This is a genomic window from Streptosporangium sp. NPDC000396 (assembly GCF_042898655.1).
In the GTDB taxonomy this organism is placed as follows: Bacteria; Actinomycetota; Actinomycetes; order Streptosporangiales; family Streptosporangiaceae; genus Streptosporangium.
In genome coordinates this window covers 21,610-47,942 of the sequence record NZ_JBIAZA010000025.1, presented here as the reverse complement: position 1 = coordinate 47,942, position 26,333 = coordinate 21,610, and the positions used below count along the sequence as shown (strand labels likewise).

The window sequence follows — 26,333 nt, the reverse complement described above, 5'->3', positions numbered from 1 at the left end:
GTGACGCGGCGCATCCTCGCGGTCATCGTCATCCTGCTTCCTCTGGGGGTTCTCCCCGCCGATCTCGCGGCCACCTCACTCTCGCGTCTCGGTTCATTCCTGCCGGTGTGGAAGATCCACACGAACGCACCCGAGAACGAGGACGGCCCACCCCTGCCGTACGTCGTGACCGACGATCTCGTCCTCTCCGCGGAGAGGCGTTCCGGGGACATCACCCTGCGCGAGCTGAGGAGCGGACGGATCCGCACCGTGCTGCCGGGACCCGCCGGGCGCCGGCTGGAAGCAGCCTGGCTGTCCGGGAACCTGGCGATCACGCAGCGCAGCCGGGAGCGGCGCGGGGTGACCACCCAGCACCTCAGCGCCTACGACACCGGCTCGGGCGGGGAACTGTGGGACATCGACGCCTCGGCCGTGTTCGCGAAGGAGACCGGCTCCTCCCCCGCCGACCTGGAGATCCACGCCGCGGCGCGCGGGATCGCGCTGGTGAGCCGCGAGGCGGCCACGGCGATGGGGGTGCGCCTCCGCGACGGAGGCGTCGCGTGGAGAAACCGCCTTCCCGGAGGACCCCGCGACACCTGTGACGGGATCGTCAAAACAGGTCCCGCCGCCCTGGTGCTGCTGAGGCGGTGCGAGCACGGGGTCACGAGCCTGTGGGCGTTCGATCTGGCGACCGGACTGACCCGGTGGCATCACGAACTTCCGGTGCCCGGGGAGCGGGCGACCGGGGAGGAGGAGCCAGGGCAGCCCGATGGGGAGACAGGCGTGGAGGTGGGCATGGAGGTGGGCACGGACGGGACGGTGCTGGCCTCGACGGGCCTGTTCCACGCGATCTACTCCCCGGCGGGGCGGCGGATCGGCCCGGTCCGCCGGGGCTCGGCCTACCATCTCGGCGTCACGGAGAAAGGGATCGCGTACACGACCGGTTCGGACATCGACCCCTCGGAGGCGACGGCCGTCGCCGTCGACCGCGACGGCGAGGTCCTGTGGCGGCGCGAGCGCCCGCCGCTCGAGCCGTACGGCATCACGAGGGACGACGGCTCGCGCCTGATCGTGGCGAAAACCGACGACGACGAGTCGCGGCACCGGCTGCGTCCGGCCGTCCTCATGGTCATGGACATCGGAAACGGCGTCTTCGCCGAACGTCCGCTCCCGACGAGCGACTCCTCCACCACCCTGATCGGCGCCGGCGCCGACCTGGTGCTCGTCCGGCATCTCGAGCCCGGCGGCGACGGGGTCACGGCCTACCGGCTGTCGCGCACGGCGGGCACGGGGTCGCCCGCGCTCGGAGGCGTCAGCCCGTCCGCGTGGCCCGACGCGTGCGGCCTGCTCGGCGTGGAGGATCTCCAGGTCCTCGGCGCGGGCTACACCGCCCATCCCCGATACCGGCGGATCGCCGGAACTCCCCTCCCCCGCCCCTCCGCCTGTGACCTCGTCCCGCCCACCGACGACGGCGACGCCGTGTCGGTCACCGTCGCCTGGGTGGCCCCCTCTCCGGCGATCGCGCGGTCCTTGCTGGCCACAGAGCTGGCGAGCCGGTCGGCGAACGCGCGGCCCGTCGAGCGGCGGGCGGCGGACGTGTGGCAGATCGAAGGCCGCGGGCTGGCTCCCCCTCTCGACTCCGCCCTGATCCTCGTGGGAAACGTCATCGTTCACCTGACCGTTTTCAACGACCCGCCGGCCGTCCCGAAGGTCGCCGGCTCCGTGACGCGTAACCTTCGCCGGGCGCACGGGTGACGCCCCGGCGCTCGGCGCCCCACGATCCTCCGGCCGGTACGGCCCGGCGCCCCGGTCCCGGCGGGGCGCTTCGGCGGAGGGTCCGTACCGGCCGTCCAGGAGGAGCTAGGCGGGCGACATGGCCGGGTCGGGCCGATCGGCGGGCGGGGGCGAGGCCGGAGTGTCCTCGTCCAGGAGGGTGATCTCGTCGAACGGCGCCCGGCCGGACAGCACCTCGGCCGCGCGTTCCCTGTCGAACTCGCCGGTCCAGGTGCCGACCAGGACGGTGGCGACCGCGTTGCCCGCGAAGTTGGTCAGCGCCCGCGCCTCGGACATGAAGCGGTCGATGCCGACGATCAGGCCGACGCCGTCGACCAGGTCGGGACGGTGCGACTGGAGGCCGCCGGCCAGGGTCGCCAGGCCCGCGCCGGTGACTCCGGCGGCACCCTTGGAGGCGATGATCATGAAGACCAGCAGAGAGATCTGCTCCCCGAAGGAGAGCGGGGCACCGGTGGCGCTCGCGACGAACAGGGTGGCCATCGTCAGGTAGATGGCGGTGCCGTCGAGGTTGAAGGAGTAGCCGGTCGGCACGGTGATGCCGACGACGGGGCGGCTCACGCCGAGGTGCTCCATCTTGGCGATCAGCCGCGGCAGGGCCGATTCCGAGGAGGATGTGGACAGGATGAGCAGGAACTCCCTGCCGAGATAGCGCAGCAGGGAGAGCAGGTTGACCCGGGCGACCAGCCAGAGCAACGGCCCGAGCACGCCCAGGACGAACAGCAGGCAGGTCGTGTAGAAGGCGAGCATGATGAGGCCGAGGCTCTTGAGCGCGTCCACACCGGTGGCTCCCACGACCGCGGCGATCGCGCCGAAGGCACCGACCGGGGCGGCCCACATGATCATGGCGAGGACGCGGAAGACGAGCCGCTGGATGTGCCCGATGCCGTTCATGACGGGCGTGGCCCGCTCTCCCATGGACTGCAGGGCGAATCCGGCGAGCAGGGCGACCAGCAGGGTCTGCAGCACCTGGCCCTCGGTGAACGCCGACACCAGAGTGGTCGGGACGATCCCCAGCAGGAAGGTCACCGTGTCGCTCTCGCCTCCCTTGGCCGCCTCGGCCGCGGCGGCCTGGCGGAGCTGGTCGGTGAGCTGGAGCCCCTGGCCGGGGTCGATCAGGTTGCCCACGGCCAGGCCGATGGCCAGGGCGACGGTCGACATGACGAGGAAGTAGCCGAGTGCCAGACCGCCGACCCGGCCGACCCTGGCGGCCTTGGTGACCGATCCGACGCCGAGCACGATGGTGCAGAAGATGATCGGGCTGATCATCATCTTGATCAGCGCGACGAAGGCCGTGCCCAGCGACTTCAGCTCCTTGCCGAGATCGGGAGCCACGAGCCCGACCACGATCCCGGCGACCACCGCGACGATGACGGCTATGTACAGATAGTGGGTTCGATCTCGGGAAACAGACACGCGGCCTCCCCGGCCTCGGCGGAAACTCCAGTTGAGCGACTATGAGCCCGCGCTGTGATCCAAGTCACCATTGCGTACATTTTGGTCGTGCACGCGAAAAAGCCATCCGGGTGGATGCGCCGCCGGAGCCTCGCCCAGCAGATGCTGGCCCTGCAGATCATCGTGGTCGGGATCACCGTGGCGGGTGCCGCGTTGCTGGCCTTCTTCCAGTCCCGCGAGTTGCTCACCCAGGAGGCCACCAGGGTGGCCAGGGCGGTGACCGTGAGCGTGGCGGACTCCCCCTCGGTCCTCGCCGCCGTCGGCGACTCCGCCACGCTCCAGCCGTACGCGGAGCGGGTCCGGAGGGAGACGGGGGTCGACTTCGTCACGATCATGAGCGTCGAGGGGATCCGGTACACGCACCCCAACCCGGCTCAGATCGGGGGCCGCTTCCTCGGCACCATCGCACCGGCGCTGGAGGGCCGGACCTTCACCGAGACCTACACCGGCACCCTCGGCCCCTCCGTCCGCGCCGTCGCCCCGGTGCGTGACTCCGGCGGCAGGGTCAGGGCCCTGGTCAGCGCGGGCATCACGATCGACAAGATCGGCGCCCAGCTCCGCGGCCAGGTCGCCGGCGTCGCCCTCATCGGCCTGCTCGGCCTGTCCATCGGCGGCGCGGGCACCTATCTGGTCGGGGCCCGGCTGCGCCGCCAGACCCACGGAATGGGCCCCGCCGAGCTCAGCCGGATGTACGAGTACCACGACGCGATCCTGCACGCCGTACGGGAAGGACTGCTGCTGGTCGACAGCGCGGGCCGGCTGACGCTGTGCAACGACGGCGCCAGGGAGCTTCTCGGCCTGTACGGCGAGGCGGACGGGCGGCACGTCACCGAGCTGAACCTGCCCCCTTCCCTCACCGAACTGCTGGCGGCCGGAGAGGAGCGGACCGACGAGATCCACCTGACCGGGGAACGGACGCTGGTGGTGAACTCCGCCCCGGTCCGGTCCGGGTCCCGCTCGCTCGGGATCGTGGTCACCCTGCGCGACCACACCGAGCTTCAGTCCCTGACCGGGCAGCTCAACGCCGAGCGCGGCTTCGCCGACTCCCTGCGTGCCGCCGCGCACGAGTCGGCCAACCGGCTGCACACGGTCATCACCCTCGTCGAGCTGGGCCGTACCGAGCAGGCGGTGGCCTTCGCCACTGCGGAGCTCAGGGCCGCGCAGCAGCTCACCGACCGGGTGGTGGGCGCGGTGCGCGAGCCGGTGCTGGCGGCGCTGCTGCTGGGCAAGACCGCCGAGGCCGGGGAGCGCGGCGTGGAGCTGGCGATCAGCCCGGACACCGAGCTCGGCGCCACCGGCCTGGACGAGCGGGACCTGGTGACGATCCTCGGCAACCTGATCGACAACGCGATGGACGCGGCCGTGTCGGGCGTCCCGCCCGCACGGGTGGACGTCCGCCTGAGCGCCGACGAGGCGACCTTCCTGATCAGAGTCGCCGACAGCGGCCCCGGCCTGGACACGGCCACGGCCGAGGAGGCCTTCCGGCGCGGATGGACCACCAAGGGTGACGGCCGCGGCCTCGGGCTGGCCATGGTCGGCCAGGCGGTCCGCCGCCTGGGCGGCACGATCGACGTCGGTAACGGGCCGGGAGCGGTGTTCACCGTACGGCTGCCGCTGTGTGAAGGGGGCGTTTCATGATCTCGGTGCTGGTCGTCGAGGACGAGGAGATCACCGCCGAGGCCAACCGCCTCTACGTGGAGCGCGTGCCCGGTTTCCGGGTGGCGGGGGTCGCCAGGACCGGCGCGGAGGCGCTGCGCTTCCTGCGGCGCCAGCCGGTGGACCTGATCCTGCTCGATCTCTATCTGCCCGACATGCACGGGCTGGAGGTGTGCCGGGCGCTGCGGGCGGCGGGCATCCTGTCCGATGTCATCGCGGTCACCTCGGCGCGCGATCTGTCGATGGTCAGGTCCGCGGTCTCCGTCGGCGTGGCGCAGTATCTGCTCAAGCCGTTCACGTTCGCCTCGCTGCTTGAGAAGCTCACGCACTACGCGCGGTTCCGGTCGTCGATCGAGAGCTCGGGCGAGGCCAGCGGCCAGGGCGAGGTGGACCGCGCGCTGGCCGCCCTGCGCGGTCCGGCGGGCAACCCGCTACCGAAGGGCATGACCCCCGTCACGCTTGACGCCGTGCTGGCGGAGCTGCGTAAAGCCCCCGACGGCGTGTCGGCGCAGGCCGTCGGCAAGGCGATCGGCATCTCCCGGGTGACCGCCCGCCGCTACCTGGAACATCTGACCGGCAGCGGCGTCGCGTGCCGGGTTCCGCAGTACGGCGGGGTGGGACGCCCCGAGCTGCTCTACCGGATCACCTGAGTCCCGGCGTGATCAGCTGCCGCTCTGGTCCATCGGCACGCGGGGCGCGTCAATGATCACGTCGGAGAAGATGTCGACCACCAGGGCGAGCACGCCACCGACTGCGATGACTCCGGCTCCCACCCAGACCAGCGTCCAGTTGGGACCCAGGCACAGGGCCACACCACCGATGGTGAACCCGATCAGAATAACGATCACCGCAAGCCAAGACTTGGGGCTTCCTCCGTGGCTTCCAGCCATGAGCCTTTCCTGTCCTCTCTGTGGATCAGCGATGCGTGTCGTTCGCCGCGGCGATCACCCTGGTCAACGACCGATGGAGCTCCTGCAGCTCCTCCAGGTCGATGCCCAGACGCTTGACGACGGACGACGGAACACTCTCAGCTTCGCTTCGCAGCTCCCGGCCCTCCGTGGTGAGCGTGACGGCCAGGACGCGCTCGTCCTGGCTGTCTCTCTGCCGCCGGATGTAACCGATCGCCTCAAGACGCTTGAGCAGTGGGGACAGCGTACCGGGGTCGAGTTGCAGTAGCTTGCTCAGCTCCTTGACCGACAGCGGTGCGTGCTCCCAGAGCGCGAGCATCACCAGGTACTGCGGGTGGGTCAGCCCCAGCGGCTGCAACAACGGCCGGTAGATTCCGATGACGCTGCGTGAGGCGACCGCCAGGGCAAAGCACACCTGTCGTTCCAGGCTCAACGCATCGGTCATATCGCTCACGCGCACCTCCAACCGACATAGTACGATAGTTGGTGCACAAACTATTGTTGCCCAAAGTTGTTACCACCCCGACGATCGGCCAACGCGCCACCAAGAAGGAGTCCGATGTTCCACAGCAAGCCGATCGAGGAGCGGATCGCCGAGCGCCAGGCCCAGCGCCCCTCCCTCAAGGAGGGCAAGCACTTCGAGCACGGGCCGGCGAAGTTCATCTTCATCTTCGTCGTCGTGTTCGTGGTCGTCGGCCACATCGCCGGCCTGCTGCTGCTGATGGCCCTTGGTGTGCACTGACGTGCACCGAGGCGCCGTCACTTGGATCCGGTGAAGGCGATTCCCTGGATCAGCTGCTTCTGCAGCACGACGAAGACCACGATGATCGGCAGGGTCGCCATCAGGGATCCCGCCATGAGCACCGGATATTCGGTGACGTGCTCGCCGTGGAGCGCGGCCAGACCCGCCGAGAGCGTCATCTTCTCCGGGTCGGTGTTGACCACCAGCGGCCACATCAGGTCCTTCCACGACCACAGCACGGTCAGCACCCCGAAGGCGATCAGTCCCGGCCTGGCCAGCGGCAGCATCACGCTCCAGAAGATCCGCAACGGGTTGGCGCCGTCCAGCCTGGCCGCCTCCTCGATCTCGCCGGGCAGGCTCATGAAGAACTGCCGCAGCATGAAGGTGCCGAACGCGCTGAACATGCCCGGCAGGAAGAGACCGGGCAGGGTGTTCAGCAGGTCCAGGCCCTTGATGATCTGGTACTGCGGGATCAGGAACAGCTGGTCGGGAACCATCAGCACCGACAGCAGGAGCACGAAGATGACGTTCCTGCCGGGGAAACGCAGCCGGGCGAAGGCATAGGCCGCCAGTGAGCAGAACAGCAGCTGCGCCAGGGTCCGCACGACGGTCATCACCACGGTGTTGCCGAACTGCAGGCCGAAGGGTGTGCTGTCCAGCACCCGGGTGAAGTTCGACCACTCGAAGGACGGGATCCACGTCGGCGGGACCCGCGTCGACTCGGTGAAGGTCTTCAGGGAGGTGAGCACCTCCCAGAAGAAGGGGACCACCATCGCCACGGCGCCGACGGCCAGCACGAGATGCACCGGCCAGAGCCGACCGCTACGCATAATGCACCCACCTCTTCTGCAGGCGGAACTGGATCGCCGTGATCACGAGGGTGATCACCATGAGCCCGACCGCGATCGCCGCGCCGTACCCCTTGGCCCCCTCCTCGAAGGCCTTGTTGTAGAAGAGCAGCACGATCGTCTTGTTGTCCGCCCAGGCCGGGCTGTTCTTACCGAACATCAGATAGAGCAGGTCGAACATCTGCAGGCCGTTCATGACCATCAGCACGCTGGAGAAGAACACGGTCGGGGTGAGCAGCGGGAGGGTGATCCGGAAGAACTGCCGGAACCGCCCGGCGCCGTCGATGGAGGCCGCCTCGTAGAGGTGGCCCGGGATGCCCTGCAGACCGGCCATGAAGATCACCGTGAAGTAGCCGAGGAACATCCAGACGAAGACGACGATCACCGCGTAGAGCGCGGTGGAGGGGTCGGAGATCCAGGACTTCCCGGTGACGCCCACCAGCGAGAGCAGGTAGTTGATCAGGCCGTACTGGCCGTTGTAGAGCCAGCGCCAGATCAGCGCCACCGCGGCGGGCATGGTGACCACCGGCAGGAAGTACAGCGTGCGGTAGAGCGACACCAGCCGCAGGCCCCGGGTGTTGAGCAGCGCGGCCACCACGATCGAGATCGGGATGACCAGCAGGCCGAACACCGCGACCAGGAAGGTGTTCCACAGCGCCTTGCCGACTTCGGGGTCGTGCATGAGCTTCGCGTAGTTGTCCAGGCCCGCCCAGGCGCTGTCGCCGAACAGGGTCCACTCGGTGAAGCTGTAGTAGACCGACTGCAGGACCGGCCACAGGTAGAACACGCCGAGCCCGAGGGTGAGCGGCGCGATCATCAGGTAGCCCCAGAACCATTCGCGGTCGCGCAGCCGCCTGCGGATCACGGGGCGGGCGGCCGCTTCCGTGACGGCCGCCCTCTCGATGACGCTCATTCCTTGGCCAGCGCGTCGTTCATGAACGCGGCCAGTTCCTTGGCCGTCGCGTCGAGGTCCTTGGTCCCGGCGAAGGCCTGGGCGATGAGCTCGGTCTCCTTGGTGGCCCAGGCGGCGGTGTTCATCGACCTCGGGTACGGCACCGCGTCGGGCACCTGGTCGATGTAGGACTGCAGCTTGAGCTTGGGCATGGACTTCACCCACGTGTCCTGGAGGCCGTTGTAGGCGGGGATGACGGTCCCGGTCTCGGCCTGGATCCTGTTGGCCTGCTCGCCACCGAGGAACTTGACGAACTGCCAGGCCTCCTCGGGGTGCTTGGACTTGGCGTAGACCACGTTGGCGAGACCGTGGATGATCACAGCCTTCTTGCCCTCGGGACCGGCGGGCAGGGGTGCGACGTCGGCGTTGAGGCCCTGGGTCTGGTTGTAGGCGATGGCGTCGTAGGAGCCGTCGTAGAACATCGCGACCTTGCCGTTCTGGAACATCTGGATCGGGTCGGTGTCCTCAAGCTGCTGGATGGTCGGGGAGGACTTGTCCTTGTTGATGATGTCCACCCAGAAACGCAGGCCCTCGATGCTGGCCGGGTCGTCGAAGCCGGACTTCTTGCCGTCCGGGGAGATCACGTATCCGCCGGCCTGGTAGATCGTGTTGTAGTAGAGCTCCTGGGACCAGGCCGGGGCCGCGATGCCGTACACGCCCTTGCCCGCGTTCGTCAGCTTTTTGGCCGCCTCGCGGACGTCGTCCCAGGTCCAGGAGGCGTCGGGGTGCTTCACCCCGGCCTTGTCGAACAGGTCCTTGTTGTACCAGAGGCCGATGGTGTCGAAGTCCTTGGGAACGCCGTACTGTTTGCCGCCGAGGGTGTACAGGTTGTTGAGGGAGCCGGGGAACTTCGAGGTGTCGAAACGGTCCTTGGCGATGCGGTCCGACAGGGGCAGCAGAGCGCCCTGGGAGGCCCACAGGCCGACCCGCGGACCGTTCATCCAGAACACGTCGGGGGCGCTGCCGCCGGCGGCCGAGGTCTGGAGCTTGGTCCAGTAGTCCTTGGAACCCGGGGTCAGCTCGACCTTGACGGTGATGCCGGGGTGAGCCTTGCCGAACTCCTGAGCGATCTTCTCCATCGCGGGCTTCTGGTTCTTGTCCCAGATGCCATAGCTGAGCGTGACCTTGTCCCCGGAGTCGCCGCTCCCGGAAGAGGAGCATCCCGCGACACCGGTCACGAGCGCACTGGCGCAGAGGAGCGCCCATATCTTCCTGGTCATCTCATCCCTTACCTGTCGAACCTGCACGGGTGAGAACGGAGAGTAGCGCTCATTTATGAAAATAACTAGGGTAAATGGGGCAAGAGTGAGCAGGACAGGGGAACAGGAGCGACTGTGAGGAACGACCTCCGCATCGGTGTGGCGGGATACGGCCTGAGGAGGTCACTGGCTCGCGAGGCGCACCGGCCGGGGAACGGCAGCCGGGTGGTGGCCCTGTGCGACCCCGACCCCGGCGCCCGGGAGCGCGCCCGCGACGAGATCGGTTCCGGCCTGCGCGGCACGGCGGACTTCTCCGACCTGCTGGCCGACGACGTGGACGCGGTGATGATCCTCACTCCCGACCACACGCACGTGGAACTGGCCGTCGCCGCGTTGAAGGCCGGCAAGGCGACCCTGGTGGAAAAACCCCTCGCGACCACCGTCGAGGACTGCGACCTGATCCTGCGCACCGCCCGCGACCACCGCGCCCGGCTGTACGTGGGCCACAACATGCGCCACATGCCGGTCGTCCGCACCATGCGGCGGCTGATCATGGAGGGCGCGATCGGCGAGGTCAGGGCCATATGGTGCCGCCATTTCGTCGGGCACGGCGGCGACTACTACTTCAAGGACTGGCATGCCGACCGGCGCAACACCACCGGGTTGCTGCTCCAGAAGGGCGCCCACGACATCGACGTGATCCACTGGCTGGCGGGGTCCAGGAGCGCCCTGGTCACCGGCATGGGAGGGCTGACGGTCTACGGGCAGGTCACCGACCGTTCCGAGGAGCTCCCGGCCGACTGGTTCAGCCCGGCGACCAACTGGCCGCCGCTCGCCCAGCGCGGACTGAACCCGGTGGTGGACGTCGAAGACCTTTCGATGATGCACATGCGCCTGGAGAACGGTGTCCACGCCAGCTACGAGCAGTGCCACTTCACCCCCGACTACTGGCGCAACTACACCGTCATCGGTACGGCCGGCCGCCTGGAGAACTTCGGCGACCACGGGGAGGGCGCCGTGGTCCGGGTCTGGAACAGCGGGCGGCGCGGCTACGACCCCGAGGGCGACCTCCAGGTGCCCATCGTGGCGGGGACCAGCGGCCACGGCGGCGCCGACGAGGGGTTGATCGACGAGTTCGTCCGGTTCGCCGCCGAGGGAGGCCTGACCGACACCTCCCCCATGGCCGCACGCGACAGCGTCGCGGCGGGGGTCTGCGCCACCGAATCCCTGCGTGACGGCTCGACGCCCCGGCAGGTGCCTCCCGTCGCCCCCGACCTGGCCGCCTACTTCGCGGACGGCCAGGCCTGAGAGCGATTATCAAATCTCCTTAGGTAAACGGGTGCCCGCCTCCTTCGCGGGTGGGCGGGCCGGGGGCGATCATCAAGCCTCTTCAGTGAACGGCGTCCGGGCACGCTCAGGACATCGAGGCGAACAGCGTCCGGTCGAGGTGGTCGAGGGCCAGCCGGACCGCGCCCAGCGCCACGGACTCGTTGCCGAGCCGGGAGGCCACGACCTGGGGCGGATACAGGGTGACCCGGTTCAGGTGCCGCTGGATGGGCTCGACGAGCAGCGAACCGGCCTGGGACAGGCCTCCGCCCACCACGACGAGCTCGGGGTCGAGCGGGTTGACGATGGTGACCAGCCCGTCCGCCAGGCAGGACGCGAACGCCTCCACCGCGCGCGCCGCCGCCTCGTCTCCTTCGCGTGCCCGCACGACGGCGAACTCCGCCGACTCCCCGGGAGAGCGCAGTTCTCCGGGATCAGCCGACAGGGCGTAGTCGATCACGTTGCGGAAGGCGAGACGGTATCCGCTGGACTGGTCGCCGATCTCCCCGGAGGCCGCGTGGGCGCCCCGGTGCAGGAGCCCGCCGATCAGCAGGCCCAGGCCGATCCGGTTGCCGGTGAACAGGTAGACCACGTCCCGGTATCCCCTGGCGGCACCCCGCCAGTGCTCGGCGAGCACGGCCAGGCGCATGTCGTTCTCCACGACGACCGGCACGGGGATCCGGTCCGCCAGCTCGGCCTGGAGCGCGATCCCGGTCCACTCGGGGATGGCCACGCTCTTCACCACCCGCCCCGCCTCGTCGACGACCCCGGTGGTGCCGACCGCGACCGCCGCCAGCTTCCCCTCCTCAAGGACGCTCTCCTCGACGAGGGCGACGATGGCCTTGATCCGCTCGGCCGCGGACATCTCCGGGGAGACCGCGACCCTGCGGGTGGCGAGAATCTCCCCGTTGAGGTCGGAGGTCATGGAGAGCAGCTTGTATCCGCCGACGTCCACGCCGATGACGTGACCGGCCGCCCCGTGGAAGCGGAAACGCCGGGCAGGCCTGCCGCGCTGCCTGTCGCCCGGCTCCTCGGCGCATTCTTCGGCCCATCCCTTGGCGAGCAACTCCTCGACGATCCCCTCGGCCGTGGGCCGGGACACCCGTGCCGCCCGGGCGAGCTCGGTGAGGGTCACGACCTCCCCAGCGCGCAGGATCCGCAGGATCGCCGCCGAGTTCAGCTTGCGGAGCAGGGACGCGTCGCCGCTCTCCTGTCTCATTGCACCTCTCGACCTCGCTCGGAAACTCTCGTGGAGAGCTATCTTACTTAAGTAAGGCTCTTACGTAATTACCGCCAACCGAATCTCCTTTTAGGACGTGAGAGGATGATGACCCGGTTGGCCGGAGTTGAACTGCCCGACCAGATCAGGAGGTTCGTATGTCTGATGTCACACCGGAACCTGAGAGTTCCGAGGATGAGCTGAAGCGCAAGTTCCGCGAGGCTCTGGAGCGCAAGAAGCTCGCCCAGACGGAAGCGAACGCCAGTGGCGGAGGGAGGAACTCCTCGAAGATCCACGGCACTCACGGCCCGGTCGGGGGCAAGCGCTCCTTCCGCCGCAAGAGCGGCTGACCGATATTCTTCCCGGCCCGAAGGCCGATGACTCCCCCGCCGGTCGCCGGGCGGCTCGCGGCATCGCCCGGTCGCCCGACGACCGGGCGGGCAGCGGGCAGCGGGCAGCGGGCTCAACCTGGCAGAGGGTGCCCCGGATATCTTCGTCGGCACGCCCGGCCGGCCTGTGCGCCACGGCAGAGGACCGAACGCAACTCAGCTACCTGCCCTGGTACGGGCAGATTTGAGAAGTTAGCCTAGTAAAGACAGAGCCGAGAGTTGAGGTCGCAGGGAGGTCGACGAGATACAAGAGATTGATTTAAGAAAAGCGGAAGATGCCGCAGAACACATGAGCGTCATCCACTGATCACGGATCGACATCGTCCGCTCCGCCTTCGATCCGGAGGGTCCGGTGAAAGGCACTCGCTTCGGTGACGCGCCCTCGAGGGAATCCTCATCCGGCAAGCCCGCCCCCCGGCCAGGTCAAAGCCCGCGGGACGCGGTTGGCTTCCTCCCACGGCTGAAGCCGCCTTCGCGGCATTCACATCCGCCGGCCCGGCGACAGGTTCGGGGGCCTGGTTCGCGCCCGGACAGCCGGGATCGCACAAACCGCCGTGCGGCACAACCCGCGTTTCCTTTCCGATCCTCTCCAGTGCCGAAGCCCCTGGCCTCCACACCCGGGGAGTTTCGATGAACGACATCGATCGGCTCCCGTACTGATATCGCACCCGTACCCCCACTGGTTCGATCGGCGCCGACGGTGACCGTGCGGTCCCTCACCCGGAGGACCGGGCGAGAATCACGACGGTCTCACCAGGGAGGAGGCCGGGATGGATCTGAACACCGTCACCTCGGTCGTCGAGGCGCGAACCCTCGCCAGGCCGATGACGTGGCAGCCGGGCGACGCCTGGCTCGCCGGCGGCACGTGGCTGTTCTCCGAACCGCAACCGGAGCTTCGCCGGCTCATCGACCTGGCGAGCTACGGCTGGCAGCCGTTACGGCTCGACGACCAGGGAATGGAGATCTCCGCGACCTGCACGTTGGCACAGCTGTTCGAGGTGTCCACGCCATCGGACTGGCGGGCCGCGACGCTGATCGGCGACTGTTGCCGGGCGCTGCTCGGTTCGTTCAAGGTCTGGAACGCGGCGACCGTCGGCGGCAACCTCTGCCTGTCGCTCCCCGCCGGCCCGATGATCTCTCTCGCCGTGTCCCTCGACGGTGTCTGCAGGATCTGGACACTCGCGGGCGGCGAGCGGCAGGTGACGTGCGCCGACTTCGTCACCGGAGTCCGGCGCAACGTGCTGCGACCCGGTGAGCTGCTGCGCTCGATCACGTTGCCGGTCTCCGCGCTGCGCTGCCGTACGGCCTTCCGCCAGATCTCGCTGACCCCGTACGGCAGATCCGCGGCCCTGCTCATCGGCAGGCTGTCGCCCGACGACGGTTCGTTCGTCCTGACGGTGACCGCCTCGACCGTCCGGCCGGTCCGGCTGCCGTTCCCCGGCCTGCCCGGGCAGGCCGAGCTTCTCACCGCCCTCGAACGGCGGATCCCTCCGGATCTCTACCACCTCGACGTGCACGGAGCGCCGGCGTGGCGCCATCACATGACCGTTGAGTTCGCCAAGGACATCAGGCGCGAGCTGTCGGAACGGAACGGAGCGTGACCGCGATGAAGATCGAGGTGAACGGCGAGATCTTCATCGGGGAGCCGCGTCCGGGGCAATGCCTGCGGACATTCCTGCGGGATCTCGGCTGGCTCGGCGTGAAGAGAGGCTGCGACACGGGTGACTGCGGTGCGTGCACCGTGCACGTCGACGGCCGACCGGTGCACAGCTGCCTGTTCCCGGCGTTTCGTACGGCCGACCGCAGCGTGACGACGGTCGAAGGGCTCGCCCGCGACGGAGAGCTGCATCCGGCGCAGCGCGATTTCCTCGCCGCGCAGGGCTTCCAGTGCGGTTTCTGCACCGCCGGGATGCTCATGACGGCGGTCAGCCTCGACCAGGACCAACTACGGGACCTCCCTCGCGCGCTGAAGGGAAACCTGTGCCGGTGCACCGGCTATCGCTCGATCGAGGATGCGCTTCATGGGGTCACGCACGTCGAGGAGGCCGTACCGGGGCAGGCGTGCGGGCGGAATCTGCCCGCGCCGGCCGGTCCCGAGGTGGTGACCGGGGCGGCACGCTACACCCTGGACGTGGCCGTCGACGGCCTGCTGCACCTCAAGCTGCTGCGCTCGCCCCACGCGCACGCCCGGATCGTGTCGATCGACACGAGCGCCACGCTCGCCGTTCCCGGCGTTCGGTGCGTGCTCACCCACGAGGATTCGCCGCGCCGGCTCTTCTCCACGGCACGGCACGAGAACCCCGGCCTCAATCCGGCCGACACCCTGGTGTTCGACGACGTGGTCCGCTTCGCCGGTCAACGGGTCGCGGCGGTCGTGGCCGACACCGTGGCCGCCGCGGAGGAGGGATGCCGCCGGCTGATCGTCCGCTACGAGATCCTTCCCGCCGTGCTGGAGCCCGAGAAGGCGATGGCGCCCGGTGCGCCCGTACTGCACGACAAGGGTCCGGAACAGCGCATCGCACGTGCCGGGCGGAACATCGCCGCCGAGGTGCACGGCGGCGTCGGCGACGTGGAGGAGGGCTTCGCCCAGGCCGACGCGGTGCACGAGCAGAGCTACTTCACGCAGCGCGTCCAGCACGTGCACCTCGAGACACACGCGTCGATCGCCTGGTTGGACGAGTCCGGCCGCCTCATCGTGAGAACGAGCACCCAGACCCCCTTCCTCACCCGGCTGGCACTGTGCGACGTCTTCGACCTGCCCGAGGAGAAGGTGCGCGTGTTCTGCGGTCGCGTCGGCGGTGGCTTCGGGGGCAAGCAGGAAATGCTCACCGAGGACGTCGTCGCGCTGGCCACGCTGCGCACGGGGCGGCCGGTGCAGCTGGAATACACCCGCGGGGAGCAGTTCACCGGCGAGACGAGCCGCCATCCCGCCACCGTGCATGTCAAAGTCGGCGCACGCCGCGACGGAACGCTCACGGCCATACAGGTGCGAACCGTGTCGAACACCGGCGCGTACGGCAATCACGCCGGCCAGGTGCTGTTCCACGGTCACAACGAGTCGATCGCCGTCTATCGCTGCCCGAACAAGAGGGTCGACGGTTACGCGGTCTACACCAACACGCCGCCTTCCGGTGCCTTCCGCGGGTACGGTCTCAGCCAGACGACCTTCGCCGTCGAGGCGGCGATGGACGAGCTCGCTCGCCGGCTCGGCATGGACCCGCTCGCCTTCCGGGAACGGAACGTCATCAGACCCGGCGACCCGCTGGTGTCGTTCAGCACCGAACCGAACGACGTCCGGATCGGCAGCTACGGCCTGGACCAGTGCCTCGCCATCGTCGGCGACGAGCTGCGCCGCGGCAACGGCGTGCAGCCGCCCGGCGACGACTGGATGGTGGGGCAGGGCATGGCGCTGGCGATGCTGGACACGACCCCACCGTACGGGCACTGGGCCGACGCGCGAATCAGATTGCTGGCCGACGGCGCCTACGAGCTGGCGGTCGGCACGGCCGAGTTCGGCAACGGCACGACGACCGTACACCGGCAGATCGCCGCCACCGTGCTCGGCACGGCCGTCGACCGCATCCACATCGTGCAGGCCGACACCGACCGTGTCGGCCATGACACCGGGGCGTTCGGCTCGACCGGGACGATGATCGCGGGCAAGGCCGTCCTGCGCGCGGCGCAGGCGCTGCGCGAGCGAATCGTCACCACCGCCGCCGAGCACGCCGGCGTGGCCTTCTCCGCCTGCGACCTCGCCTGCGACGGCGACAGCGACGGCGTGCGCTGCGGCGGGGCGCGTGTCGCGCTCGCCGACGTGTGGTCGGCGGCGCGGGCGGCCGGCCGGGAGCTGGTCGCGACCGGCACGTGCGACGGCACGTCACGTTCGGTGGCGTTCAACGTCCAGGGCTTCCGGGTCGCGGTGAATCCCAGGACCGGAGAGATCAGGATCCTGCAGAGCGTCCACGCGGCGGACGCCGGCCACGTCGTCAATCCGATGCAGTGCCGGGGACAGATCGAAGGCGGCGTCGCCCAGGGCCTGGGGGCGGCGATGTACGAGTCGATGATCGTGGACGAGACCGGGCACGTCACCACGACGACCTTGCGCGACTACCACATCCCGGCCTTCGGCGACGTGCCCCGCACCGAGGTGCGCTTCGCCGAGACCGCCGACGAGATCGGCCCCCTGGGCGCCAAGTCGATGAGCGAGAGCCCGATCCTCCCGGTGGCCCCCGCCCTGGCGAACGCGGTGCGGGACGCCACCGGAATCCGATTCAGCACACTGCCCCTGGCCCGCGACCGCGTCTGCCTGACCCTCACGGCCCTGTCCAAGAAACCGGATGTCTGAACGCCGCTGGGAATCTTGAGCAGATCGGCCCGGGATGCCCGGCGTGATCCGGCAGCCGGGAGATCACATCATGGCCTGCCTGGCCTCCTCGGCGACCGTGCGGCGTGGGCCCGTGTCGCCGAGGGTGAGGACGTGGCGCAGGGCAAGCCGGTAGGCGTGGTCGAAGGCGCTCTCGGCGGGGAGGTCGACGTCGGGGACGACACCGGTGCCCTCCCAGTTGGAGCCGGTGACGGGGTTGATCGCGCGGCCGATCGGGACGAAGACGCGCAGGTGGGTGTCGACGCGGTAGCGGTCGCCGGGGTGGGCTCCACCCTTGGTGCGCTCGCCGACGATGGTGGCGCGGCCACGGGACTGCAGGTTGTAGGTGAACTCCTCCGCCGCGGAGAACGTACTGCCCGAGGTGAGCACGTAGACCGGCTTGCCGCCGCCGAAACTCGGTCCCGGCACGTAGGCGTGGGTCCAGAACTGCTCGGTGCTGTCGGTCGGCCGGAAGTACAGGTCGTTGAGGTGGGTGGGTTCGTCGAACAGGTAGCTGCACAGCAGGGCGACCATGAACGGGTCGCCGCCGCCGTTCCCGCGCAGGTCGATGATCAGGGCGTCGGTGTGGGCGACCAGGTTCATCGCCGCGATCGCCGCGTGACCCGCCACGGCGGCGTCGTGCATCGCCGTGATCGCGAGGTGGCCGACGTTCCCGGCGAGCCGCTCGACGCGGGCGAAGCCGTACCCGTCGAGTTCCACCTCGGCCCGGTAGGCGACCGGATCGAAGACCGGGCCGGCGTCCTGTTCGGGGATGGGGTCCACGGTGTGCTGAAGGCGCAGGTGCTTGTCGCCGTTGACCGACTGCAGGTCGGCCGTGACGGCGAGGGCGAAGGCCTCGTCGGTGGTGATCGGCTCGTACTCGCCCTGAGCCAGCCGGGCCTTGAGCACCTCGGCGACCCGTTCCCCGACGTCCGGGAAAACGTAGTTTTTCACCACATGGGCGCACAGCGCGTCTATCTGCCCGGACCAGTCACGAATCGTCATGAGTGCCGACCCTATGGCCCTCGGCCCCGCGCGCCAACCGGCTTTCGCGCAGCGCCGCCGCCCCGGCCTGCCGGGCGGGGCGACCTGTCGTTGGATGTCCGGCTCGCACTGGTCCGAGTGTCGCGCAGCGGTTCTCTGGACGGCTTCCGGTTCCGCGTTTGAGGTTCCCGCGCGGCAAGGTTCTAGATTCATCGCATGGTGGACGGACCCGAGCTGATCACAGTCGGCGAGCTGGCACGTCGTGTCGGTCTGACCGCGAAGGCGCTACGGCACTACGACCGTGTCGGGCTGCTGACGCCCGCTCTGGTCGACCCCGAGACGGCATATCGCTACTACGGTCCCGAGCAGGTCGCCCACGCGCGGCTGGTACGGCTTCTGCGCTCGGTCGACGTGCCGTTGGAGCAGGTCCGCGTGTGCCTGGCGATGCCGGGCGACGAAGCCGGGATCCGGCGGATCCTGGTGGATCACCGGCGTCGGCTCCAGGCGCGTCTGGACCGGGTGCGGGGCGACGTCCACCGATTGGACCACCTCATCGAGGACGGAGTGAGGACACTCATGATGGACCAGGACGTACGACAGGCCTCGGTCGGTACGGCAGGCGACGAGCGGCGGCTGGCAGCCGACCTGTTCAACGGGGTGTGGCTGCTGCTGGAGAAGGAGAACCGCACGGTCGAGGAGGACGACCGGATGCTGCACATGGCGCATGCCTCCCGCCATCACTGGGGTCAGGTGGGTGCTCCGGCCAACCTCAGCCGCGGCGAGTGGCAGTGCTCGCGGGTGTACGCGGTACTGGGACGCGCCGAACCCGCCCTCCACCACGCCCGCCGAGTCCTGGAGATCTGCCGTGCTCACGGCATCGGAGACTGGGAGCTGGCCTATGCCTACGAGGCCCTGGCCCGCGCCAGCGCTGTGGCCGGGGACAAGGAGCGAGCCCGAGCCTGGACCGAGCAGGCCCTGGCCGCCGCCGAGGACATCGCCCAGGACGAGGACCGCGAGCTGTTGCTCACCGACCTGGAGACCATCCCCGCCCAGCCGCGTTTTTGGTGACGCGCTCGAAAGCCATCCCGTTCATGATCACCCCGGCTCGTGGACGATCGCCGGAGCCGGGGCTCATGCGCTCGCCGTACCGGCGCCCGGAAAACCCGGTGAACGTGTGCGGTCGACGCATCTAGGGCGGCTCTTCCCGGGGCAGGCAGGAGGTAGGCCTCATCCCACGACAATCAGGAGGTGGCAGGAGACATGACGGACGACGTCCCGATCGTCGTGGTCGGCTTGATGGGCGCGGGGAAGACCAGCGTGTCACGGCTGCTCGGCGAAGCCCTCGGCAGGCCCGTGCGCGACAGCGACGAGTATCTCGAAGAGCGCTACGGTGCCACGGCCGCCGAGATCGCCGCCGGCGAGGGCACCGCCGAGCTGCACGCCAGGGAGGCCGCCCACCTGCTGGCCTCCCTCGCCGAACGGCCTGCCCCGGTCATCGCCGCGGCGGCCAGCGTGCTCGACGACCCGCGGTGCCGCGCCGCCCTCAAGCCGGCCCTGGTCGTGTGGCTGGACGCCCTGCCCGAGTTCCTCGCCGAGCAGATCCTTGCCGGGTCCCACCGGCCGCGGTTCGGCATGGAGCCGCTCGCGCTGGCGACCGAACTGCGCGAGCGCCGGGCGCCGTTCTTCGCGGAGGTGGCCGACCTGCGCTTCCAGCGGCCCACGATGTCCAAACACGAGGTGGCGCGTGCCGTACTCGACCATGTGAGGGAGTCGGGCGTCTAGGGGCTCATGGACCGAGGTAGGAGTGGAAGAGTCCCTCGGGGTCGTACCGCGCTCTCAGCGCCCGCAGGCGTTCCCACGTGCCCGGCGCGAACGACCGCCGGGCCCGGGAGGGGTCGGCTGGAAGGTCCGTTTCGGCGATGTAGTGCCCGGTGCCGAGCGGTTCCACCTTTCTCATCGTCTCCCGCAGCCAGCGGATGTCGGCGTCGTCGTGCGCCGGGTCCTCCCATATCGCGTAACAGGCGAAGTAGGCCGTGCCGAGCACCGAGAAGGCCATGTCCGGCAGTGGAACCCCCTCGGGTGCGAGGGGTGACAGGACGGCGAGCACGAGGGACTTACCGGACGGGGCGTCGGCGATGTCGCCGGCGAGTTCCGGCAGCAACACGCCGATGTCGCTCGCCGACCACATGTCGTCGGCCGCGTATCTGTGCCGCTCGGGCCAGAGCGCCTGGGAGGCGTCGAACAGGGTGTCGAAGGTCGCCGGCCGGTTCGGCCCGCGGAACAGCGCCCGCCCGGCCAGAGGGCAGGCGTGGAACGCCTGGAGAGATCCGCCCGCCTCCTCCCACGAGTTCGCGAAGGCGACGGCGGTGACGATGATCACCTTGGTCCCCGGCGGCGCCTCCGCCGTGACCGACGACGCCGTGCCGAGTACGGCGCTCAGCTCGACGAACGGGGGAAGTTCCGCCGCGATCCCGGCGGCCCAGTGTGTCACCTCCGCCACATCCGCCAGCGGGAAGACGTAACCGGCCGTGACGATCCCCGCCGGGAGGGGACGCAGCCCGAGGCGGAACCGGGTCACCACGGCGAAGAACCCCGGCCCCGCTCCGCGTGCCGCCCAGAAGAGGTCGGGATTCTCCTGTTCGGAGCATCGGACCACCTCGCCGCCGGCGGTCACGGCTTCGATCTCCTGGACGCTCTGGCACCCCGGCCCCCACGCCCCGGAGTTCCAGCCGAGACCACCGCTGAGGAGGTATCCGCCCGGGGAGACCGACCCGCAGTGGCCCACCGGGAAGGCGAGGCCGTGCCGGGCGAGCGCCGCCGCGAGGCCACGGCCGGTGACACCGGGCTGGACGCTCGCCGTCATGGAAGCGGGCTCGACGGTGCATCCCCGGAGCCGGGAGAGATCGATGAGCATGCCCCCGTCACGCAGCGGCGAGCCGCACCAGCTGTGCCCGCCCGATCGGACGGCGATCCGGAGGCCGCGGGATCGGGCGAGCCTGACGGCTCCGGGCACATCCCGCTCCGAGGCGGCCCGGACGATCACGTCCGGGAAGCGGTCCGGTTTCACGTCGTTCCACAGCATGCTCGCCCGGGTGCTCTCGTATGAGGCGTCGCCCCGCCAGGTGATCGGTCCCTCGATCTCCCAGGTCTGCTCCCTCTCGGACATGTGCGCCTCCTCTCCTTCGGGCGGGCCGCCGCCCAGGCGGGCCGGGACGGAGCGGACCGTGCCCTGCCGTCCGATCGCGTGATCGCGCGCAGCCGGGCGTCTACGTGGTGATGAAGCCGAAAGCGGCGATGAACAGCGCGAAGCAGAGCACCATCACCATGGCCCCTGTCACGTTCGTGCGGGTGGAGGCTCTCCGGGCGGGTGCCAGCCATGACGCGAAGACCTTGTTCACCACGGGCATCAGCAGCCATGTCAGGGCGAGGGTGCTCAGCACGTTGCTGATGAACAGGGCGATGTAGCCGGGCAGGCCCGCCGCGGCGAGCCGTGGGCCCACGGTCAGGCTCAGGACCATCACGGTGGGATAGAGGGCCAGCAGCACGGCCATGGCCTGCTTCCAGTTGGGCGGAACCCCGTCTTCTTCGGTGGCTCCGAACGGGAACCAGCCGCTGAAGGCCGACTTGATCGTTCGGACGTGATAGTCGTGGAACCAGTTACGGCCCTCTTCCAGGAGCTTCTTCCGGGTGTCGGACTCCAGCCATTGGTCGAGATGTTCACGCGTGTCGAAGCGGAACATGACGACCCAGTTGTCCTGGATGCCCGCCACGGGTTCGAAATTCTCGAACCCCATGGAGCCGGGAAACTTCTCCTGCGCCTTGCGGACCCTGTCCTGCCAGCGCCGGTAATCCTCCTCGCGGCCTGGCCGCACCTTGTGCGAGATGAAGACCGTGACGGCCTCTCCCGCCGGCGCCCGTCTGGCGAGAACCTCCTGCGCCGCGGGCTCCTCCAGCAGCGCCCGGCCTTCTTCGAGCAGTTTCCCGCGCACCTCGGAATTCAGCCAGTCGGTGAGCCGGTCGATTGTCGAGAAACGAAAAACGACCACCCAGGTGTTGTGCTCGCCGGAGTCGGGCGGGTAAACCTCCGTACGCTCGAATCCCTCGAATTTCCGGGCGGCCTCGTTCACTTTCTCCTGCCAGCGCCGGTAATCCTCCTCGCGGCCTTGCCGAACCTTTGAGGAGATCATCACGGTGGCGCCACCACCGTTGTTCCTGCCGCTTACACTGGGCTCCACCTGGGTAACTCTAATGCAGTCTCATTCCGGGAAGAAGCGCTGCGACACAGAGAACAATTGGTTGATCATTCCGGCTCTCAGCCAAAAATTCAACCGTAATTTACATATCGAGGGTTTAGAAATGAATCAGAAAGATCTGATGGCCGAAGCGGTGAGACTCGCCACCGAATCCGTGGAGAACGGCTGGGGAGGCCCATTCGGCACGGTCATCACCAAAAATGGGGAAATTATCGCCCGCGGGCAGAATCTCGTCCTTCTCACCGGCGATCCCACCGCGCACGGTGAGGTGCAGGCCATCCGCAAGGCCATCCAGATCTTGAACCCCCAGGCCCCCGCCATAACGGAGGATCACCAGAACGAGTCGACGCTCGAACTCGTGCCACGCCCCGAGGGCTCCCCCGACGTCCTGCCCGAGCGGGCCCGGATGCTCATGGGATATGAGCTCTACACCAGCGGTGCCCCGTGCCCCATGTGCATGAGCGCCATCTACTGGTCGCGGCTCGACGCCGTCTATTTCGCCTGCGACCTGGAGGCGACGAAGGAGATCGGCTTCTCCGACGTCTTCCAGTACGAGGACTTCCAGAAACCCCTCGACCAGCGCTCGATCCGGGTCGGACAGCTTTTCCCCGAACTCGGCGCCCAGGCCTACGAGCTCTGGATGGCGAAGTCCGACCGGCACCCGTACTGAGCGGTCACGCCTCCCTCGGCGGACGGCGGCGGCACCCGGCCCGGCCGAGGAACGCGCCGTCCGCCGCGACGGGCGCGCGGACCGGGGTGGTGGATCGTTCCCGGTCTCCGGCGGAGGCCGGGAACTCTCCTGTCCGTTCTGCTCTCCCGGGCGGAATGTGCGGACCCTATCCGGCCTGGTCCCCCGGCGGAATGTACGGGCTCTCCTCCTCGGCGGTTTCCTGGGGCTCCACGCCGGTGGCGCTCTCGGGAGCGGAGGTGCCGTAAGGGCGTCCGGTCTTCTCGTCGACGCCGGCCGTCTGGCGGCCTTCCTCCTCCTCCCGGGTCGCGACCTCCTCGGCACGCCGGGTCGAGCTTTCGCCCACGCCGAAAGGCCCCTTGGGCTCGGTGTCGGTGGAGGAGATTCCCTGGCGCTCCTCCTCGGATATCTCGCGTCCGGGCTCCTTGTCCTCCGGCGGGGACTCGAAGGCTCGATTGCCGGCCTGGATCACCTCTTCGCTCGCGCGGCCCGCGTCTTCTGATTCGCGTGGCTCGTTCATCTCCAGCACCCCCGTTGGATTATGGGTTTTCAGCAGATTCTCGGCAGGGGGTCACCGACCAGCAGATCGACGATGCGGGTTCCGCCGAAGGCGGTCTTCAGCAGGACCAGCCCGGGCGGGTCGTCGTTTATCCGCCCGACGACGGCGGCTGCGGAGCCGAGCGGATGAGAGCGCAGAGCGGCCAGCGCGGCCTCGGCGGACTGCCGGGCCACCACCGCGACCATCCGGCCCTCGCAGGCGACGTAGAGCGGGTCGATCCCCAGTAGTTCACATGCCCCGCGTACGGCGGTGCATACCGGGATCGCGTCCTCTTCGAGCACGACCGCCACTTTCGAGGCCTCCGCGATCTCGTTGACGATCGTGGCCACCCCGCCGCGGGTGGCGTCGCGGAGGCACCGCACCTGCCCGTCGCCGCAGGCGTCCAGCAGCCGGGCGGTCAGGTCGTTGAGGGGCGCGGTGTCCGAGGCGATGTCGGCTTCGATGTCCAGTTCTCCCCGGGCGAGCATGACGGTGACGCCGTGCTCCCCGATCGGGCCGGACACGATGACCACGTCGCCGGGCTGGGCGGCGGCGGCGCTCAGCCGGATCGGCCGCTCCAGCGTCCCGACGCCGGATGTGGTGATGTAGCAGCCGTCGGCCTTTCCCCTCTCCACGACCTTGGTGTCTCCGGTGACGATCCACACGCCCGCCGCCCGCGCCGCCGCCGCCATCGAGGCGGTGATACGGCGCAGGTCGGCGACGGGGAAGCCCTCCTCAAGGATGAATCCCGCCGACAGGTATCTGGGTCTCGCCCCGCACATCGCCAGGTCGTTGACGGTGCCGTTGACGGCCAGGTCGCCGATGTCCCCGCCGGGGAAGAACAGCGGCGTCACCACGAACGAGTCGGTGGTGAAGGCGAGCCCCTCGGTGACCGCGCCGTCCTCCATGGGCTCCAGCAGCGGGTTGCGGAAGGACTCCAGGAACACCGCCTCGATCAGGGTGTGGGTGGCCTTGCCACCGGCGCCGTGCGCGAGGGTGATGTGCTCCTCCCGCACGTGGGCCTTGCGCCGGCGCATCCGCTCGATCCGTTCCAGGACCCGCTCCTCGCGGCTGGGGCCGGCGGTTCGCTCCGTGGCCTTGCCGCCGGATCCGGGGCCCGGACGGCCGTTCCCCTCCTCACCGGTTTCGACACGCGGACGATTCACGTAACCGGTCTCACGTATCACGGTCTTCCCCTCGATGACGGCGCCTTCCTCGACGTTCATCCGCGGGTCGCCTCCCTGACCCGTTCCCGGGAGAACCGGCCGAAGTTGTAGTACGCGGCGCAGGCACCCTCGGAGGAGACCATGCAGGTGCCGATCGGGGTCTCCGGCGTGCACGCGGTGCCGAACACCTTGCACTCCCACGGCTTGAGCACACCCTTGAGCACCTCGCCGCACTGGCAGGCCTTCGGGTCGGCCACCCGGCTGCCGGGAATCTCGAAGATCCGCTCGGCGTCGAAGGCGGCGTACCGTTCCGCCATCCTGAGCGCCGACTGCGAGATGAACCCCAGCCCCCGCCACTCGAAGTACGGCCGCAGCTCCATCACCTCGTTGATGACGCCGAGCGCCTTGGGATTGCCGTCCCACGGCACGACACGCGCGTACTGGTTCTCGACCTCCGCCCGGCCCTCGGCCAGCTGGAGGAGGATCCGGTAGACCGTGTGAAGCACGTCGAGCGGCTCGAAACCGGCTACCACCAGGGGTTTGCCGTAGTCGCGGGCGATGAACCCGTACGGCCGGCAGCCGATCACGGTCGAGACGTGACCGGGACCGATGAACCCGTCCAGGCGCAGGTCCGGGGAGTCCAGGATCGCCTTGATCGCGGGAATGATCGTCACGTGGTTGCAGAAGATCGAGAAGTTCTCGATCCCCTCGGCCGCGGCGCGCAGGACCGTCATCGCGGTCGACGGGGCCGTGGTCTCGAACCCGATCGCCATGAAGACCACCCGCCTGCCGGGGTTCTGCCGGGCGATCTTCAATGCGTCCAGCGGGGAGTACACCATGCGGATGTCGGCCCCGCGCGCCTTGGCGTCGAGGAAGGACCCGTTGCCGCCCGGCACCCGCATCATGTCGCCGAACGAGGTCATGATCACATCCGGCTGTTCGGCGATGTGGATGGCGTCGTCGACCCGCCCCATCGGGATCACGCAGACCGGGCAGCCCGGACCGTGCACCAGCGTGACGGCCCCGGGCAGGTAGTCCTCCAGCCCGTGCTTGTAGATCGTGTGGGTGTGCCCGCCGCACACCTCCATGAACTTGTACGCGCGCCCCGGCTCACACAACGCGGCGATCTGCGCGGCCAGCACCCGGGCCTTCTCGGCGTCGCGATACTCGTCGACGAAACGCACCGGGCCTCACCCCTCCTCGATCATGGATTTCCGGAGGGCCTCGATCTCGTCCTCATACGCCTGACCGATGCTTTCGAGGAAGTCGAGTGCGGCCCTGGCCTCCTCCTCGTCGATCTTCGACAGGGCGAAGCCGACGTGGATGAGGATCCAGTCGCCGGGCACGACGGACTCGTCCTCCAGCAGGCCGATGTTGATCGCGCGCTTGACACCGCTGACATCGACCATCGCCAGATCGGGACGGTCAGAAAGGATTTCCACGATCTCGCCGGGGATCCCCAGGCACATGAGCGGCCTCCGCCATCTGGATGGATTCGAGGACGAGATCGTCGCCGCCCTCGGTGTCGATATCGATGCCGCCGCACTCGGGGCAGGTGGCGAAGGGGTCGGCGGACTCGGCCGTCCGGCCGCAGGACCGGCAGCTGAGCCGTACGGGGACGATGACCAGGTCCACCTGGGCACCCTCGGCCACCGACCCGTCCGCGACCGTGGCGAACGCGTGGTTTATCGCCGGTTCCGTGATGCGGAGCAGGGCGCCCGCATGAACCCGCGCTCGCCGTACTCGCCGGCCGTCCGCCCGCTGTTCCACGGCGGCGAGGATCGCCTCGGCGATTCCGAACTCGTGCACGACTGATTTCACCTCGTTTCACTTGGTTTCCTCGGACCGCGCGCCGCGGCCCGCGCGGGGGGATCGGG

26 protein-coding genes are annotated in these 26,333 nt (G+C 69.0%); 11 read left to right on the top strand and 15 right to left on the bottom strand.

The genetic code is table 11. The annotated features are described in order from the left end of the window. Nucleotides 1–1,734, top strand: a complete 1,734-nt coding sequence (locus ACFY2X_RS33365) for a PQQ-binding-like beta-propeller repeat protein (protein WP_389946451.1) — start codon at nt 1–3, stop codon at nt 1,732–1,734. Nucleotides 1,735–1,839: 105 nt separating this feature from the next. On the opposite strand, the gene ACFY2X_RS33360 is transcribed toward ACFY2X_RS33365, so the two are convergent. Next, on the bottom strand, nt 1,840–3,186 hold the full coding sequence (locus ACFY2X_RS33360; RefSeq protein WP_389946448.1) for a cation:dicarboxylate symporter family transporter: 1,347 nt from the start codon (nt 3,184–3,186) through the stop codon (nt 1,840–1,842). An 87-nt stretch (nt 3,187–3,273) separates the two neighbouring features. Here ACFY2X_RS33360 and ACFY2X_RS33355 point away from each other — a divergent pair, with 87 nt between their 5' ends. Then, entirely contained in the window at nt 3,274–4,863 is a 1,590-nt protein-coding gene (locus ACFY2X_RS33355) for an ATP-binding protein (RefSeq protein WP_389946445.1), read from the top strand. Then, a complete protein-coding gene (locus ACFY2X_RS33350) occupies nt 4,860–5,531 on the top strand; it encodes a response regulator (RefSeq protein WP_389946442.1) in 672 nt (223 codons plus the stop codon). The genes ACFY2X_RS33355 and ACFY2X_RS33350 overlap by 4 nt, the downstream gene beginning before the upstream one ends. Nucleotides 5,532–5,543: 12 nt before the next feature. On the opposite strand, the gene ACFY2X_RS33345 is transcribed toward ACFY2X_RS33350, so the two are convergent. Together ACFY2X_RS33345 and ACFY2X_RS33340 are read right to left on the bottom strand one after the other, a co-directional pair. Continuing rightward, nucleotides 5,544–5,771, bottom strand: coding sequence for an HGxxPAAW family protein (locus ACFY2X_RS33345; RefSeq protein WP_389946439.1), 228 nt, complete (start codon nt 5,769–5,771; stop codon nt 5,544–5,546). 25 nt (nt 5,772–5,796) lie between these two features. Beyond that, nucleotides 5,797–6,243 carry a MarR family winged helix-turn-helix transcriptional regulator gene (locus ACFY2X_RS33340; RefSeq protein WP_389946436.1) on the bottom strand — a complete coding sequence of 149 codons (447 nt, stop codon included), beginning with the start codon at nt 6,241–6,243 and terminating at the stop codon, nt 5,797–5,799. A gap of 105 nt (nt 6,244–6,348) precedes the next feature. On the opposite strand from ACFY2X_RS33340, the gene ACFY2X_RS33335 reads away from it, so the two are divergent. Continuing rightward, nucleotides 6,349–6,531, top strand: coding sequence for a hypothetical protein (locus ACFY2X_RS33335; RefSeq protein WP_389946433.1), 183 nt, complete (start codon nt 6,349–6,351; stop codon nt 6,529–6,531). A gap of 17 nt (nt 6,532–6,548) precedes the next feature. Here ACFY2X_RS33335 and ACFY2X_RS33330 read toward each other — a convergent pair whose 3' ends face one another. Genes ACFY2X_RS33330 through ACFY2X_RS33320 form a run of 3 tightly spaced genes read right to left on the bottom strand, consistent with a single transcriptional unit; the run spans nt 6,549 to nt 9,551 of the window. Next, the gene (locus ACFY2X_RS33330; RefSeq protein WP_389946430.1) at nt 6,549–7,361 is read right to left on the bottom strand and encodes a carbohydrate ABC transporter permease; all 813 of its coding nucleotides are present in this window, start codon (nt 7,359–7,361) and stop codon (nt 6,549–6,551) included. Continuing rightward, nucleotides 7,354–8,292: a carbohydrate ABC transporter permease gene (locus ACFY2X_RS33325; protein ID WP_389946427.1), complete on the bottom strand. Its 939-nt coding sequence runs from the start codon at nt 8,290–8,292 to the stop codon at nt 7,354–7,356. Before ACFY2X_RS33325 ends, ACFY2X_RS33330 begins: the two co-directional genes overlap by 8 nt. Next, entirely contained in the window at nt 8,289–9,551 is a 1,263-nt protein-coding gene (locus tag ACFY2X_RS33320; RefSeq protein ID WP_389946424.1) for an ABC transporter substrate-binding protein, read from the bottom strand. Before ACFY2X_RS33320 ends, ACFY2X_RS33325 begins: the two co-directional genes overlap by 4 nt. Before the next feature lie 114 nt (nt 9,552–9,665). Here ACFY2X_RS33320 and ACFY2X_RS33315 point away from each other — a divergent pair, with 114 nt between their 5' ends. After that, complete coding sequence (locus tag ACFY2X_RS33315; RefSeq protein ID WP_389946421.1) at nt 9,666–10,838, top strand: Gfo/Idh/MocA family protein; 1,173 nt, start codon at nt 9,666–9,668, stop codon at nt 10,836–10,838. Between the two features lie 106 nt (nt 10,839–10,944). Here the strand turns inward: ACFY2X_RS33315 and ACFY2X_RS33310 are convergent, their stop codons facing one another. Beyond that, the gene (locus ACFY2X_RS33310; protein WP_389946418.1) at nt 10,945–12,075 is read right to left on the bottom strand and encodes an ROK family transcriptional regulator; all 1,131 of its coding nucleotides are present in this window, start codon (nt 12,073–12,075) and stop codon (nt 10,945–10,947) included. A gap of 158 nt (nt 12,076–12,233) precedes the next feature. Here ACFY2X_RS33310 and ACFY2X_RS33305 point away from each other — a divergent pair, with 158 nt between their 5' ends. The 3 genes from ACFY2X_RS33305 to ACFY2X_RS33295 all read left to right on the top strand — a co-directional run bounded on the left by ACFY2X_RS33305 (nt 12,234) and on the right by ACFY2X_RS33295 (nt 16,809). Continuing rightward, nucleotides 12,234–12,425 carry a DUF5302 domain-containing protein gene (locus tag ACFY2X_RS33305; protein ID WP_389946415.1) on the top strand — a complete coding sequence of 64 codons (192 nt, stop codon included), beginning with the start codon at nt 12,234–12,236 and terminating at the stop codon, nt 12,423–12,425. 809 nt (nt 12,426–13,234) lie between these two features. Further along, complete coding sequence (locus ACFY2X_RS33300) at nt 13,235–14,065, top strand: FAD binding domain-containing protein (RefSeq protein ID WP_389946412.1); 831 nt, start codon at nt 13,235–13,237, stop codon at nt 14,063–14,065. Nucleotides 14,066–14,070: 5 nt separating this feature from the next. After that, nucleotides 14,071–16,809, top strand: a complete 2,739-nt coding sequence (locus ACFY2X_RS33295; RefSeq protein ID WP_389946649.1) for a molybdopterin-dependent oxidoreductase — start codon at nt 14,071–14,073, stop codon at nt 16,807–16,809. 63 nt (nt 16,810–16,872) lie between these two features. Here the strand turns inward: ACFY2X_RS33295 and ACFY2X_RS33290 are convergent, their stop codons facing one another. Next, entirely contained in the window at nt 16,873–17,832 is a 960-nt protein-coding gene (locus ACFY2X_RS33290; RefSeq protein ID WP_389946409.1) for a S41 family peptidase, read from the bottom strand. A 195-nt stretch (nt 17,833–18,027) separates the two neighbouring features. Here ACFY2X_RS33290 and ACFY2X_RS33285 point away from each other — a divergent pair, with 195 nt between their 5' ends. Further along, nucleotides 18,028–18,879 (top strand): MerR family transcriptional regulator, encoded by an 852-nt coding sequence (locus ACFY2X_RS33285; RefSeq protein WP_389946406.1) that lies wholly within the window; start codon nt 18,028–18,030, stop codon nt 18,877–18,879. 192 nt (nt 18,880–19,071) lie between these two features. Further along, nucleotides 19,072–19,593 (top strand): shikimate kinase, encoded by a 522-nt coding sequence (locus ACFY2X_RS33280; RefSeq protein ID WP_389946403.1) that lies wholly within the window; start codon nt 19,072–19,074, stop codon nt 19,591–19,593. A gap of 4 nt (nt 19,594–19,597) precedes the next feature. Here the strand turns inward: ACFY2X_RS33280 and ACFY2X_RS33275 are convergent, their stop codons facing one another. Then, nucleotides 19,598–20,977 carry an FAD-binding oxidoreductase gene (locus ACFY2X_RS33275; protein WP_389946400.1) on the bottom strand — a complete coding sequence of 460 codons (1,380 nt, stop codon included), beginning with the start codon at nt 20,975–20,977 and terminating at the stop codon, nt 19,598–19,600. 100 nt (nt 20,978–21,077) lie between these two features. Continuing rightward, complete coding sequence (locus ACFY2X_RS33270) at nt 21,078–22,046, bottom strand: antibiotic biosynthesis monooxygenase (protein ID WP_389946397.1); 969 nt, start codon at nt 22,044–22,046, stop codon at nt 21,078–21,080. A 121-nt stretch (nt 22,047–22,167) separates the two neighbouring features. Here ACFY2X_RS33270 and ACFY2X_RS33265 point away from each other — a divergent pair, with 121 nt between their 5' ends. Beyond that, nucleotides 22,168–22,734: a nucleoside deaminase gene (locus ACFY2X_RS33265; RefSeq protein ID WP_389946394.1), complete on the top strand. Its 567-nt coding sequence runs from the start codon at nt 22,168–22,170 to the stop codon at nt 22,732–22,734. Between the two features lie 166 nt (nt 22,735–22,900). On the opposite strand, the gene ACFY2X_RS33260 is transcribed toward ACFY2X_RS33265, so the two are convergent. From ACFY2X_RS33260 to ACFY2X_RS33240, 5 genes are read right to left on the bottom strand one after another with little or no spacing between them, the layout of a single operon-like run. After that, nucleotides 22,901–23,272, bottom strand: a complete 372-nt coding sequence (locus ACFY2X_RS33260; RefSeq protein WP_389946391.1) for a hypothetical protein — start codon at nt 23,270–23,272, stop codon at nt 22,901–22,903. A 29-nt stretch (nt 23,273–23,301) separates the two neighbouring features. Further along, nucleotides 23,302–24,516, bottom strand: a complete 1,215-nt coding sequence (hypE, locus tag ACFY2X_RS33255; RefSeq protein WP_389946388.1) for a hydrogenase expression/formation protein HypE — start codon at nt 24,514–24,516, stop codon at nt 23,302–23,304. Further along, nucleotides 24,513–25,640, bottom strand: coding sequence for a hydrogenase formation protein HypD (hypD, locus tag ACFY2X_RS33250; RefSeq protein WP_389946385.1), 1,128 nt, complete (start codon nt 25,638–25,640; stop codon nt 24,513–24,515). Before hypD ends, hypE begins: the two co-directional genes overlap by 4 nt. A 6-nt stretch (nt 25,641–25,646) precedes the next feature. Next, nucleotides 25,647–25,898 carry a HypC/HybG/HupF family hydrogenase formation chaperone gene (locus tag ACFY2X_RS33245; RefSeq protein WP_389946382.1) on the bottom strand — a complete coding sequence of 84 codons (252 nt, stop codon included), beginning with the start codon at nt 25,896–25,898 and terminating at the stop codon, nt 25,647–25,649. Next, nucleotides 25,882–26,265, bottom strand: coding sequence for a hydrogenase maturation nickel metallochaperone HypA (locus tag ACFY2X_RS33240; protein ID WP_389946379.1), 384 nt, complete (start codon nt 26,263–26,265; stop codon nt 25,882–25,884). The genes ACFY2X_RS33245 and ACFY2X_RS33240 overlap by 17 nt, the downstream gene beginning before the upstream one ends. Nucleotides 26,266–26,333 lie beyond the last annotated feature (68 nt).

Excerpts from the sequence above, each read along its gene's own strand:
- ACFY2X_RS33350 (WP_389946442.1), top strand. The coding sequence starts at position 4,860 with ATGATCTCGGTGCTGGTCGTCGAGGACGAGGAGATCACCGCCGAGGCC.
- ACFY2X_RS33345 (WP_389946439.1), bottom strand. The coding sequence starts at position 5,771 with ATGGCTGGAAGCCACGGAGGAAGCCCCAAGTCTTGGCTTGCGGTGATC.
- ACFY2X_RS33335 (WP_389946433.1), top strand. The coding sequence starts at position 6,349 with ATGTTCCACAGCAAGCCGATCGAGGAGCGGATCGCCGAGCGCCAGGCC.
- ACFY2X_RS33330 (WP_389946430.1), bottom strand. The coding sequence starts at position 7,361 with ATGCGTAGCGGTCGGCTCTGGCCGGTGCATCTCGTGCTGGCCGTCGGC.
- ACFY2X_RS33325 (WP_389946427.1), bottom strand. The coding sequence starts at position 8,292 with ATGAGCGTCATCGAGAGGGCGGCCGTCACGGAAGCGGCCGCCCGCCCC.
- ACFY2X_RS33320 (WP_389946424.1), bottom strand. The coding sequence starts at position 9,551 with ATGACCAGGAAGATATGGGCGCTCCTCTGCGCCAGTGCGCTCGTGACC.
- ACFY2X_RS33310 (WP_389946418.1), bottom strand. The coding sequence starts at position 12,075 with ATGAGACAGGAGAGCGGCGACGCGTCCCTGCTCCGCAAGCTGAACTCG.
- ACFY2X_RS33305 (WP_389946415.1), top strand. The coding sequence starts at position 12,234 with ATGTCTGATGTCACACCGGAACCTGAGAGTTCCGAGGATGAGCTGAAG.
- ACFY2X_RS33300 (WP_389946412.1), top strand. The coding sequence starts at position 13,235 with ATGGATCTGAACACCGTCACCTCGGTCGTCGAGGCGCGAACCCTCGCC.
- ACFY2X_RS33295 (WP_389946649.1), top strand. The coding sequence starts at position 14,071 with ATGAAGATCGAGGTGAACGGCGAGATCTTCATCGGGGAGCCGCGTCCG.
- ACFY2X_RS33290 (WP_389946409.1), bottom strand. The coding sequence starts at position 17,832 with ATGACGATTCGTGACTGGTCCGGGCAGATAGACGCGCTGTGCGCCCAT.
- ACFY2X_RS33285 (WP_389946406.1), top strand. The coding sequence starts at position 18,028 with ATGGTGGACGGACCCGAGCTGATCACAGTCGGCGAGCTGGCACGTCGT.
- ACFY2X_RS33280 (WP_389946403.1), top strand. The coding sequence starts at position 19,072 with ATGACGGACGACGTCCCGATCGTCGTGGTCGGCTTGATGGGCGCGGGG.
- ACFY2X_RS33275 (WP_389946400.1), bottom strand. The coding sequence starts at position 20,977 with ATGTCCGAGAGGGAGCAGACCTGGGAGATCGAGGGACCGATCACCTGG.
- ACFY2X_RS33265 (WP_389946394.1), top strand. The coding sequence starts at position 22,168 with ATGAATCAGAAAGATCTGATGGCCGAAGCGGTGAGACTCGCCACCGAA.
- ACFY2X_RS33260 (WP_389946391.1), bottom strand. The coding sequence starts at position 23,272 with ATGAACGAGCCACGCGAATCAGAAGACGCGGGCCGCGCGAGCGAAGAG.
- hypE (WP_389946388.1), bottom strand. The coding sequence starts at position 24,516 with ATGAACGTCGAGGAAGGCGCCGTCATCGAGGGGAAGACCGTGATACGT.